Origin of the sequence: Kitasatospora sp. NPDC058063 (assembly GCF_042885395.1) — a bacterium.
In the GTDB taxonomy this organism is placed as follows: domain Bacteria; phylum Actinomycetota; class Actinomycetes; order Streptomycetales; family Streptomycetaceae; genus Kitasatospora; species Kitasatospora lactacystinica.
In genome coordinates this window covers 112,287-124,099 of the sequence record NZ_JBHVSD010000007.1, presented here as the reverse complement: position 1 = coordinate 124,099, position 11,813 = coordinate 112,287, and the positions used below count along the sequence as shown (strand labels likewise).

Here is an 11,813-nt window from a genome sequence, read left to right as displayed (position 1 = left end):
GTTCCCGGTCCGGTGACTACCGCTTGCGCAGCTCCCGGACCGCCGCGTCCAGCCGCTGCCCGAAGTCGGCGTCGGCCTTGCGGAAGTTGTCGACCGCCCGCTCCACGATGTCCTCGCGGTCGGCGGAGACCTTGGCGATGAAGCCCGCCAGGTTGCCGATCAGGCGCTGCTTCTCCTCCTCGGAGAACAGCCGGTACAGGTCGCCGGCCTGCACGAAGTCGTCGTCCTCGGCGTGCGAGGGCGCGGCGTGGGTGCCGGTGGGGCCGTCGACGGCGGTCGCGGCCCACAGCGGACGGCCGGTCTGCACCGGGCCGCCGAAGCTGTTCGGCTCGTAGTTCTTCTGCCGGCCGTGGCGGCCGTCGTACAGGTGGCCGTCGCGGCTGTTGGTGCGGGCCTCGGTGGCGTGCGGACGGTTCACCGGCAGGTGGTCGGCGTTGATGCCGACCCGGTAGCGGTGGGCGTCGGCGTACGCGAACAGGCGGCCCTGGAGCATCTTGTCCGGGGACGGGCCGATGCCGGGCACGAAGTGCGCCGGGGAGAACACCGACTGCTCGACCTCGGCGAAGACGTTGTCGGGGTTGCGGTTGAGCTCCAGCTTCCCGATCTCGATCGGCGGGTAGTCGGCGTGCGGCCAGACCTTGGTCAGGTCGAAGGGGTTGAAGCGGTAGTTCGCCGCGTCGGCCGCCGGCATGATCTGGACCTGCACCGTCCAGCTGGGGAACTCGCCGCGCTCGATCGACTCGCGCAGGTCGCGCTGGTGGCTGTCCGGGTCCTCGCCGGCGAGGGTGTTGGCCTCGGCCTGGGCGAGGTTGCGGATGCCCTGGTCGGTCTTGAAGTGGTACTTGACCCAGAAGTGCTCGCCGGCCTCGTTCTGCCACTGGTAGGTGTGCGAGCCGTACCCGTTCATGTGCCGGTACGAGGCGGGTATGCCGCGGTCGCCGAACAGCCAGGTCACCTGGTGGGTGGCCTCGGGCGACAGGCCCCAGAAGTCCCAGACGTTGTCCGCCTCCTGGGAGCCGGTGTACGGGTCGCGCTTCTGGGTGTGGATGAAGTCGGGGAACTTGAGGGCGTCCTTGATGAAGAACACCGGGGTGTTGTTGCCGACGAGGTCGTAGTTGCCCTCCTCGGTGTAGAACTTCAGCGCGAAGCCGCGCGGGTCGCGCACCGCGTCGGCCGCGCCGAGGTTGCCCGCCACCGTGGAGAAGCGCAGGAACGTCTCGGTCTGCTTGCCGACCTCGGAGAGGAACGCCGCCCGGGTCCAGGGCGTCACGTCGGCGGTCACGGTGAAGGTGCCGTACGCGCCGGCGCCGCGGGCGTGCACCACGCGCTCCGGGATCCGCTCGCGGTTGAAGTGCGCGAGCTTCTCGAACAGCAGCTGGTCCTGGATGAGCGCCGGGCCCCCGACGCCCGCCGTCTCGGTGTTCTGGTTGTCGGCGACGGGGGCACCCGCCTCCGTGGTCAGGGTCGGGCGCTGCTCGTCCTGGATCGTCATGGGAGTGCCTCCGCGGTGTCCGGTCGTGATGACACGATCCTAACTTGGACTTTGTCCAAGTCAATACTGGAACCAATCTCGGAGCTTGACCTACTCTGGATGGCATGAGCGACCTGCTGGAGAGACTGCGCGCACGGGGCTGGCGGCTGACCTCGCAACGCCGGGTCGTGGCCGAGGTCCTGGACGGCGACCACGTGCACCTCACCGCCGACGAGGTGCACGCCCGCGCGGCGGCCCGGCTGCCGGAGATCAGCCGCGCCACCGTCTACAACACGCTCGGCGAACTCGTCACCCTCGGCGAGGTCCTGGAGGTCGCCACCGACGGCCGGGCCAAGCGCTACGACCCCAACGCGCACCGCGCCCACCAGCACCTGATCTGCTCGGGCTGCGGCGCGATCCGCGACGTCCACCCGCAGGGCGACCCGCTCGCCGCCCTCCCCGCCGCCGAGCGCTTCGGCTTCGCCGTCACCGCCGCCGAGGTCACCTACCGCGGCCTGTGCCCGAACTGCCGCCCCTGATCAGGGAGTTGCACTGATCAGGGAGTTGCACCGACCGTCGGGACAAGCGGATCGGGGCCGCTCGGATCGGGAGGCTACGCGCTCAACTCGGCGCTCAGCGCGCCCAGCAGCCGCCCGGCCCGTTCGGCCACCTCGGCCGGCCCGGAGTCGATCGCCCGCCGGCACCAGTTCTCCGCCTGCATCGGCTCCCCGCGGCGCAGTGCCAGCAGCGCCAGCCGCAGCGCCGCCCGGCCGTGCCCGGCGTCGGCGGCCCGGGTGTACCAGAGCATCGCCTCGGCCTCGCTGTCCTGCCGGGCCAGCAGCAGCCCCAGGTTGAACGCGGCGCTGCGGCTGCCCGCCTCGGCGGCCCGCCGGTACCAGCTCTCCGCGATCTCCAGCGCCCCGCGCTCGGCCGCCCGCACGCCCATCCGCACCTGCGCCCGGCGGTGCCCGGCGTCGGCGGCCAGCGCGTACCAGTGCTCGGCCTCGGCGTCCGCGTCCCCGCGCCGGTCCAGCAGCGAAGCCAGCCGGAACGCGCCCTCGGCCGAGCCTCCGGCCGCCGCCTGCCGGTAGCGCTGCAGCGCCCCGGCCAGGTTGCCGCGCTGCTCCTGGACGACCGCGAGCTGCAGGGCCGCCTCGCCGTGCCCCTCGGCCGCGGCGCGCGCGTACCACTCCTGGGCCTGCTGCTGCTCGCCGCGCCCGGCGTGCAGCACCCCGAGGTTGAACGCGCCGTCCACGCTGCCGGCCTCGGCCGCCTTGGAGAACCAGGGCTGGGCGCCGGACTCGTCGCCGCGCTGCAGCAGCACCACGGCCAGCGCGTTGCAGGCCTCCCGGTGCCCGGCGTACGCGGCCCGGCGGTACCACTGCTCGGCCTGCTGCTCGCGGCCGGTGCCGGCGCAGAGCAGGCCCAGGTTGAAGGCGCCGTTCTGGTCGCCCGCGTCGAGTGCGGCGCGGTACCAGCGCTCGGCCGCGGCGGCCTCGCCGCGGCTCGCGTGCAGCGCGCCCAGGGCGTTGGCGGCGTTGCCGTCCCCGGCCTCGGCGGCCTCCTGCCACCACTCGGCGGCGGCCGCCACGTCCCCGGAGTCGCGCAGCAGGAAGCCCAGCGCGCAGGCCGCGCGCGGCTCCCCGTTCTGCGCGGCCTGCCGGTACCAGCGGGCCGCCTCCTCCAGCAGTGACTGGTCGGTGCGGGCGCGCTCCTCCAGCAGCACACCCAGGCGCAGCGCGGCGCGGGCGTGGCTGCGGGCGGCGGCGGTGCGGTACCAGGTCTCGGCGGTCTCCTTGTCCCCGGCGGCCTCGCGCATCCGGGCCAGCCGGTAGGAGGCCTCCCGGTGCCCGGCGTCGGCGGAGACCTTGAACCAGCGCTCGGCGCGCACGTCCCGCCGGTGCTCCATCAGGTCGCCCAGGGCGTACGCGCCCAGCGGGTGGCCGTGGTCGGCGGCGAAGTGCAGCCAGTACTCGGCGGCCTCCTCCTCGCCCTGGTCGCGCAGTTGCAGCCCGAGCGCGTGCGCGGCCGGCGCGCTGCCGGCCACGGCGGCCTGGCGCCACCACTGGCCGGCCTCGGCGCGGTGGCCCTGCTGGTGCAGCAGCACGCCGAGGTTGTTGGCGGCGGCGCGCACCCCGGCGGCCGCGGCGGCGCGCAGGTAGGACTCGGCGTCCTCCAGTTCGCCGCGGCGCAGCAGCAGGGTGCCGAGCCGGCAGGCGGCGTCCGGGTCGCCGCCGTCGGCGGCCTGCCGGTGGCGGGCCTCCAGCGCGGCGGACTCGCGGGCGGCGAGGGCGGTCTCGAAGCTGGTCGAGTCGAGGCCGGCCGGGTCGAGCGCGGCGCCGGCGGCCGGCTCCCCGCCGGGCTGCTCGCCGTACGCGCCGACGGCGGCGGCGAACTGACGGGTCGACACGTGGACCAGGCTGTCGGGCCCGTAGCCGGGGGCCGGGGAACGCTCGGACAGTCCGCTGGTGCGCTGGGCGGGCAGGGCTCCGGGGTGGGCGGCGGTGCTCTCGGGGCTCTCCGCCCAGGCGTCGGTGTCCGCCTCGACGGCCGCCGCGGACTTGGCGCCTGACTTGCCGATCAGCCTCATGCCGACTCCCGCTCCCCCAGAGTGTCGCGGCATCGTGCCCCGGCGTGCGACCGGGAGGACTCCCGGGGGAGGCGCCGGACCCGACGGCCGGTCAGCGGCCGTGCACCGTCCCCCATGTGTCCCATCGTCGCATCACCCAGTACCCGCGTACACCTGCCCCGGCCGAATTCCGGCGGGGCTGACCCGAAGCCGACGAAATTGCTTCGGCGCTTTGTCGATTTCCCGACACTCCAACCCCACAAACCCCGCTGCCGTCGTCCTTGGCGACGGTCGATACTACCGGAGCGGTTCCCGCCGCTTCCGGGCGAGAACGGAGCGGGAACGGAGCGGGAAACACCAGAGGCCCGGAGGAAGAATCCTCCGGGCCTCTGGCCTTTGTAGCGGGGACAGGATTTGAACCTGCGACCTCTGGGTTATGAGCCCAGCGAGCTACCGAGCTGCTCCACCCCGCGTCGGTGGTTAAACCATAGCACGGTCGCGGGGTGGAACGGAAAACGGTTGCCGCAGCTCAGCGGGCTACGGCTGCGGGCTGGGCGATCCGCCGCCGGTGGCACCCGGGGCGGGAGTGCCGCCCGGGGCGGGCGCCGGGCTGCCGCCGCGGGCCGCCTCGGCGGCCTTCAGCGCGTCGCCGAGCGCCTTCTGGGCGTTGCCGTAGGCCACCCAGTCGCCGTTCTTGAACGCGGTCTGGCTGTCGTTGTACGCCTTCCCCGCGTCCGAGAGCGCCTTCTGGAGCTCCGGCGAGATCGTCCCGCCCGGCGCCGGCGCGGTGGGCGTCGTCGGGTTGGTCGGGGTCGTCCCGGTGCCCGGGTTGGCCGGCACGGTCGGGGTGGTCGACGGGGGCGTCCCGCCGAACACCTTCTTCAGCGCGGCCTCCAGGGTGTCCTCGAACGCCACGTTGTCGTCCCCGTACACCGCCAGGACCTTCTGCATCGTCGGGTACTTGGCGCCGCGTCCGCGCACGTACACCGGCTCGATGTTGAGCAGTCCGCCGCCGACCGGCAGGGTCAGCAGGTTGCCGTACTCCAGCTCGGCGTCCCCACCGCTCTTCAGCGCGAAGATCTGGTTGGCCACCTCCTGGCGGGAGTTGAACTTCGACTGCACCAGGCCGGGGCCGGGGGCGCCGCTCTCGCCCGTCATCTTCAGGATGCGGATCTTCCCGTAGTCGTCCCCCGGGTCCGCGTTGACGGCCATGAAGGCCGCCAGGTTGGGCCGCTGGTTGGGCACGAAGGTGCTGGTGAGCGAGAAGCTCGCGGTGCTGGTGTCCGGCATCCGCACCGTCACGTAGTACGGCGGCTGGACCTGCTTGGTGTCGCTGGTCGGGTCGACCGGGACCTGCCAGATGTCACTGCCGTTGAAGAAGGAGTTGGCGTCGGTGACGTGGTACTGGCCGAGCAGGTCGCGCTGCACCTTGAACATGTCCTGCGGGTAGCGCAGGTGCGGCAGCAGGCCCTGCGGGATGTCCGCCTTGGGCTCGACGGTGCCGGGGAAGGCCTTCATCCAGGTCTTCAGGACCGGGTCCTTGTCGTCCCACTGGTAGAGCTTCACCTCGCCGGTGTAGGCGTCCACCGTGGCCTTGACCGAGTTGCGGATGTAGTTGACCTGGTTGGCGACGGTCAGCAGCTCACCGCGCTGGTTGGTCAGCGAGTCCTTGGTGGCGGCGCCCAGCGTCGTCTTCGAGGAGAACGGGAAGCCGTCCGAGGTGGTGTAGCCGTCCAGCACCCAGAGCACCCGGCCGTCCTGCACCACCGGGTACGGGTCGGCGTCGATCGACAGCCACGGCGCGACCTTCTCCACCCGCTCCTTGGGCGTCCGGTTGTAGATCACCTTGGCGCCGTCGGTGATCGCCCCCGCGTAGAGGATCTGCGGCTCGCTGAAGCGCACCGCGTACGCGGCCCGGGTCAGCGGGTTGTCCAGCGAGACCCCGCTGCCGCCGGAGTAGGTGTACTCGGCGTTCTGGCCGGTCTTGGGATCGGTGTAGTCGATCTCCTTGTTGGCGCCGCCGACGATCGAGTAGGTGGTGGTCTTCTCGCCGTAGTAGATCCGCTGCTGGTAGTCGCCCAGCGTGCCGGTGGCCGGCAGGCCCGACTCGGTGAACACCGGCTGGCCCTTGTCGTCGACCTGGTTGCCCTTGGCGGCCACCGCGCCGTAGCCGTGGGTGTACTTGAAGTGGTCGTTGATCCAGTTGCGCTGCACGCCGTTGAGGTCGAGCTCGCGCAGGCCGATCACGCTGTCCTGCTTGCCCTGCCCGGTGCCGTAGCGGTCCACGTCCAGCGTGTTCGGGAAGGCGTAGTAGTTGCGCTGCTGCTCCAGCGACTGGAACGTCGGCGAGACCACGTTCGGGTCCAGCAGCCGGATGTCCGCGACGGTCTGCGCGTCCGGCTTGAGCGCCTCGGCGTTGGTGGTGCCCTGCGGGGTGTACTGGGTGGTCTGCGCGTCCGCGATGCCGTACGCCTGGCGGGTGGCGTCGATGTTCTTCTGGATGTACGGCGTCTCCTTGGCCTGCTCGTTCGGCTTGACCTGGAACTGCTGCACGATCGCCGGGTACAGCCCGCCGATCAGCACCGCCGACAGCACCATCAGCCCCAGGCCGATCAGGGCCGGGGCCCAGGTGCGGCGGATCGGGGTCAGGAAGAACAGCACCGCGCAGATGATCGCGACGAAGAACAGGATGGTCTTGGCCGGCAGGAACGCGTTGGCGTCCACGTAGCGCAGGCCGGTCCAGCCCGAGACGCCCTTGTACGAGCCGGTCTTCACCGCCAGCGCGTACCGGTCCAGCCAGTACGCGACGGCCTTCAGCAGCACGAACACGCCCAGCAGCACCGCCAGGTGCCCCTGCGCGCCCACGCTCGCCCGGCGGCCCGGGCCCTGCAGCCGCAGCCCGCCGTACAGGTAGTGCACCAGCGCCGAGGTCAGCAGCGAGACGATCACCGCGCTGAACGCGAAGCCCAGCACGAACTCGTAGAACGGCAGGTCGAAGGCGTAGAACGAGACGTCCATGCCGAACTGCGAGTCCTTCTCACCGAAGGAGGTCGAGTTCGTCCACATCAGCCAGGTCCGCCACTGCCCGGAGGCGGCGGCGCCGGCCACCAGGCCGATCACCAGCGAGATGCCGATCAGCGCCCAGCGCTTGAACGGCGCCAGGCCGGCCCGGTAGCGGTCCAGGCTCTGCTGCTCCACCGACATCGCCGACAGCGGCGGCCGCAGCCGGTGCGCCAGCCAGATGTTGAAGCCGACGATCACCGCCATCAGCAGCCCGAACACCGCGAACAGGCCGATCTTCGTCCACAGCTGGGTGGTGAACACCGAGGAGAAGTGGACCGACTTGAACCACAGCCAGTCCGTCCAGAAGCCCGCGAACATGACGAACAGCAGGAACAGCACCGCGAGCACGCCCAGGGTCAGCAGGGCCACCCGCGCTCGCCGGGAGGGCGGGCCTACCCTGCGCCGGAAACCCGGCTCTGAGCGTTCGGGCATCTGGAAGACCACGGTGGCACCTCGGCTGTGTCGTCTGAATGGGTCGGTCGTCAGAGAAACTTAACCAGGCTTTGGTCGAGTTCCCACCGTTAGCAGACGGTTACGACGCCGGTCCGCCCCCGGCCGTCCCGGCCGCGGCTCCCGCGGTCCTCCGGGCGGTCCCGCGGGTGGTCGTCGCGGCGGTCGTCGCGGCGGTCGTCGCGGCGCCCCCGCCGACGGCTCCCGCGGCGGACCGCCCGGCGAGCGGGCCCCGCCCGGCGTGTGAGGATTGAGTCATGTCCGACGCGTCTGATCTGAACAACTCCCCCGACGACGTCTCCAAGCTCCCGGCCGCCACCCCGCTGACCCGGGCCGCGCTGGAGATCGACGAGTACGCATCCACCCTCGGCTGGGACCTCCCGGCCCGGCTGTTCGCCCTGGTGGACAGCGCCGCCCTGCGCAAGGCCAACCCGAAGATCGCCAAGCAGCTCGGCCTCGCCGAGGGCGACGAGGCCGGCCTGACCCCGATCGAGCAGGACGAGCTGCCGGCCGGCATGGAGCTCGACAAGTTCCTCGGCACCATCGCCTGGCCCGACTCGGTGGCCGGCTGCGCCCTGGTCGTCGAGCGCATGATGCTGCCCCCGGGCGCCGAGCAGTCCCGCCCGCGGGGCGCCAGCGACGCCCAGCTCGCCGAGTGGGTGGCCAACCACCCCAAGCGCGAGGAGGTGCGGATCACCGCCGCGGTGCTGCGCGGCGGCAAGAAGGAGATCGCCCTGCGGCTGCGTTCCAAGGACGTCGCCCGCGAGGTGCTGACCGGCCCCGACCTCGTGCCGGGCCTGACCGAGGCACTGCTGGCGACCTTCGCCTGACGCCTTCCCCGCCGGCTCTCCCGGCGGCCGCCCGGCGCCTGCCGGGCGGTCGGCCGGGCCTGTCAGCCGGCGGAGCAGGACGGCAGCGCGGAGGTCTGCCCGGAGCGGACCTGCTCCAGCGACTTCAGCGCGCCGTCCAGCGTGTCCGCCTTGATCAGGGTCAGCCCGGACGGCACGTTCTTGGTCGCCTCGGCGCAGTTCGAGGACGGGGTGAAGAAGTACTCGGCCCCGGCGTCCCGGGCGGCGATCAGCTTCATCGAGATGCCGCCGATCGGGCCGACCTTGCCGTCGTCGTCGATGGTCCCGGTGCCGGCCACGAACTTGCCGCCGGTGAGGTCGCCGCCGGGGGTGAGCTTGTCGATGATGCCGAGCGAGAACATCAGGCCGGCGCTCGGACCGCCCACGTCCTGCAGGCCGATGTCGATCTGGAACGGATAGGTGTGCCGCATCCCGGTGCCGATGCCCACCACCGCGAGCTCCGCCCGCTCGGCGGAGGCGTTCGGGTCGAGGTCCTTGGCCCGGACGGTCGGGACGGTGACGTCGGTCTTCCCGCCCTGCGTGGCGGCGCCGTTCGCGTCCTTGACCCGCGGCACGACGGTGAAGACCACCGACTCGCCCGGCTTGTGCTTGGTGACGGCCGCGACCACCTGCTCGACCGAGCCGACCGGCGTGCCGTCCACCGCCACGATCTGGTCGCCCGCGTGCAGCCTGCCCTCGGCCGGGGCGCCCGCGGTGACCGACTTCACGATGAACTCGCTGCCCACCGGGATGCCCAGCTGCTTGAGCGCCGCGGTACGCGCGCTGTCCTCGGAGGAGGCGAACTCCTCGGCGTTCTGCTTCTTGGCCTCCGCGTCCGACTGCCCCTTGGGGTAGACGTTGTCGTGCGGCACCACCAGCACGTCGTCCCGCAGCCAGCCGACCACCGCGTTGACCAGGCTGGGCTCGTACTTGGCCCCGGTGACCTGGACGGTGGTCATGTTGAGGTGACCGCTCGTCGGGTACGAGTCGTGCCCGCTGATGCTGATCACCGGCTTGCCGCCCTGGTTGCCGAGCGTGTTGTACGTCGGCCCCGGGCTCATCTCCGTGTACGGCACCTTCATCAGCACCGAGACGCAGAGCAGCGCTATGAGCAGCAGGGTGGCAGCGAGCATCGTCGCGGAGCGGCGTGGCATGCCACGACAGTACGGGACGCGCCCGAAGCGGCGCCCGCCGGGCTACCTGCCGGAGCCCTCGCCGGGGGCGGCCGCGCCCGCGGTGGTGCGCTCCATGGCGGCCATGAAACGCCGGTGCTCGGCCAGTGAGGCCGGGTCCCCGGTGGCCCGCGGCGCCCGCTGGGCCCACACCGCCCAGAGGGCGGCGATCAGGACCGCGACCACCGGAATGATCAACCAGGCGAGCGCACCCATGTCAGTACTCCCAGCTCGTCGTGTCTATGAGCAGATTAACCACTCCGGCGGACAACGCGGCCGGCGCCATCCGGGTCACGGGACGGCCGATCGGCTCACTTCCAGGGAGTATTCGGAGCGCCGTCACGGACCCGTTGGAGTGAGACCTCGGCGCGCCTGACCCGACCGACGCACGAAGTGTGCCGATCGGTTCCGTCGCACCGGTCCCGCTCTCAGCAGCCGCCGGCGCCGACCCACTCCTCCCCGCCGTCGGAGAAGACCTGGTGCTTCCAGATCGGCACCTCGTGCTTGAGGTCGTCGATCAGCCGACGGGCGGCCGCGAAGGCCTCGCCGCGGTGGGCGCAGGAGACGGCGACGATCACGGCCTTGTCCGTGATCTCCAGCCGGCCCACCCGGTGGACCGCGGCGAGCGCCCGGACCGGGAAGTCGGCGGCCACCTTCTCGGCGATCCGGCGCATCTCCTGCTCGGCGGTGGGGTGGCAGCTGTACTCCAGCGCGGAGACCGACTTGCCGCCGTCGTGGTCCCGGACCGTCCCGACGAAGACGGTGGTGCCGCCGGCCGCGTCGTCGCCGACCGCCTCGTACACCTCGTCCAGCGAGAGCGGGGTGTCGCGGATGGCGAGCAGGCGGATGGGGTCGTGGTTCTCGGACATGCCCCCATGATTCCCCATCCGGGACGGGACGGGGCAAGTACTTTCCGCATCACGACGCCGGAATTTCGCATCGTGAGAAGCGTGCGCCGCCAAGCGCCCGCCCCCCCCGTTTACGGCAGGACGAAACCGGCCGACCGGTCAGAACCGCCGCCGCTTACGGGCCCGGCGGACCAGCGCCGCCGTACCCACCAGCGCCACCGTCGCCCCGGCCGCCCCCAGACTGGTCGCCGCCTCCTTGCCGCCCAGCCGGCGACCGGCCACCGCGTGCTTGCCGGACACCTGCTCCAGCAGCTCGGCCAGCACCTGCTCGTTGGTGTGCGCCGGACGCCAGCCCGCCTCGTGCAGCCGGCTCCCGGACACCACCCACGGGTACATCGTGTACGCCAGGTCCCCGGCCGGGGCCGGGGTCAGACCGAGCCGGTGCAGCCGCGCCGCCGTACCGAGCGCCAGCGAGGCCGGCAGCTCCATCCGCCGGATCCCGGACAGCCGCTCCACGTCCTCCTGCTCCAGCCAGCCGTCGCAGCCGACCGTCACCTCGCCCTCGACCAGGCCCAGCACCGCGTACTCCAGCGCCGCCGCCAGGTCGTCCACGTGGCAGAACTGCCAGCACGGGCGGGAGCCCGCCACCACCAGCAGCCGGGGTGCCTCGAAGTGCCGGGTCAGCACGGTGTCCACGCCGGGGCCCACCACCACGGCCGGGCGCAGCACCGTCACCTGGAGGCCCGGGTGGGCGCGCGGCGCCCGGCGGGCCAGCCGCTCGATCTCCAGCAGGTCCCCGACCAGCGAGGCCTCCTCGGTGGCCCGCAGCTCGGAGTCCTCCGCCAGCGGCACCTCGTTGTCGGCCAGCGCGCCGTAGACCATCGCCGAGGTGCACAGCACCACCCGGTGGACGCCGGCGGCCGCGGCCGCGGTCAGCACCGTCTGGGCGCCGCGCACGTTGTAGGCGCTGCGGGCCCGGGCGTCGGACTCCATGCCGAAGTCCATCGCCAGGTGCACCACCACGTCGACCCCGGCCAGCCGCTCGGCCACCGCCGGGTCGCGGACGTCGAGCACCCGCCACTGCACGCCCGGCACCTCCCCTCGCCGGTCGTCCACGGCGAGGACCTTCCGGACGTGCGGGGAGGCCACCAGCCGGGCGGCGACCCGCTCGCCCAGCACCCCCGCGGCGCCGGTGACCGCCACGGTCAGCGGCCGTCCGCCGTAGGCTGGAGACGGCGACGCCGTGGTGTCCGACGCGTCCTCTCCTCCGGTCAGCCCAGAGCGAACGTCCGAGGGCGGGGAACTCACCGGCCATCCTCCACGGTTAGCTTTATGTGCGTACGGACGTGTGTCACGTACGTCCATCCTGCCCGAGGCGAAGGCCCGGCGGTG

General features: G+C 72.3%; 9 protein-coding genes and 1 tRNA gene. 2 read left to right on the top strand and 8 right to left on the bottom strand.

What is annotated here, in order from left to right; translation table 11 throughout:
- Positions 1-16 precede the first annotated feature (16 nt).
- A complete protein-coding gene (locus ACFVUY_RS14120; RefSeq protein WP_387729851.1) occupies positions 17-1,492 on the bottom strand; it encodes a catalase in 1,476 nt (491 codons plus the stop codon).
- 104 nt (positions 1,493-1,596) lie between these two features.
- Here ACFVUY_RS14120 and ACFVUY_RS14115 point away from each other — a divergent pair, with 104 nt between their 5' ends.
- Positions 1,597-2,010 (top strand): Fur family transcriptional regulator, encoded by a 414-nt coding sequence (locus ACFVUY_RS14115; protein ID WP_380354946.1) that lies wholly within the window; start codon positions 1,597-1,599, stop codon positions 2,008-2,010.
- 74 nt (positions 2,011-2,084) lie between these two features.
- On the opposite strand, the gene ACFVUY_RS14110 is transcribed toward ACFVUY_RS14115, so the two are convergent.
- The 3 genes from ACFVUY_RS14110 to ACFVUY_RS14100 form a co-directional block, all read right to left on the bottom strand.
- Positions 2,085-4,061: a tetratricopeptide repeat protein gene (locus ACFVUY_RS14110; protein WP_387694941.1), complete on the bottom strand. Its 1,977-nt coding sequence runs from the start codon at positions 4,059-4,061 to the stop codon at positions 2,085-2,087.
- 378 nt (positions 4,062-4,439) lie between these two features.
- Positions 4,440-4,513 (bottom strand) — tRNA-Met (locus ACFVUY_RS14105).
- 64 nt (positions 4,514-4,577) lie between these two features.
- Complete coding sequence (locus ACFVUY_RS14100; RefSeq protein ID WP_387694939.1) at positions 4,578-7,535, bottom strand: UPF0182 family protein; 2,958 nt, start codon at positions 7,533-7,535, stop codon at positions 4,578-4,580.
- Between the two features lie 275 nt (positions 7,536-7,810).
- On the opposite strand from ACFVUY_RS14100, the gene ACFVUY_RS14095 reads away from it, so the two are divergent.
- Complete coding sequence (locus tag ACFVUY_RS14095; RefSeq protein ID WP_359908408.1) at positions 7,811-8,383, top strand: PPA1309 family protein; 573 nt, start codon at positions 7,811-7,813, stop codon at positions 8,381-8,383.
- Between the two features lie 62 nt (positions 8,384-8,445).
- Here ACFVUY_RS14095 and ACFVUY_RS14090 read toward each other — a convergent pair whose 3' ends face one another.
- The 4 genes from ACFVUY_RS14090 to ACFVUY_RS14075 all read right to left on the bottom strand — a co-directional run bounded on the left by ACFVUY_RS14090 (position 8,446) and on the right by ACFVUY_RS14075 (position 11,729).
- Positions 8,446-9,555: a PDZ domain-containing protein gene (locus tag ACFVUY_RS14090; protein ID WP_359908403.1), complete on the bottom strand. Its 1,110-nt coding sequence runs from the start codon at positions 9,553-9,555 to the stop codon at positions 8,446-8,448.
- Positions 9,556-9,597: 42 nt separating this feature from the next.
- A complete protein-coding gene (locus tag ACFVUY_RS14085) occupies positions 9,598-9,789 on the bottom strand; it encodes a hypothetical protein (protein ID WP_387694938.1) in 192 nt (63 codons plus the stop codon).
- Between the two features lie 212 nt (positions 9,790-10,001).
- Positions 10,002-10,442, bottom strand: a complete 441-nt coding sequence (locus ACFVUY_RS14080; protein ID WP_359908397.1) for a molybdenum cofactor biosynthesis protein MoaE — start codon at positions 10,440-10,442, stop codon at positions 10,002-10,004.
- A 138-nt stretch (positions 10,443-10,580) separates the two neighbouring features.
- Complete coding sequence (locus ACFVUY_RS14075; RefSeq protein WP_387694936.1) at positions 10,581-11,729, bottom strand: NAD-dependent epimerase/dehydratase family protein; 1,149 nt, start codon at positions 11,727-11,729, stop codon at positions 10,581-10,583.
- Between the last annotated feature and the right edge of the window lie 84 nt (positions 11,730-11,813).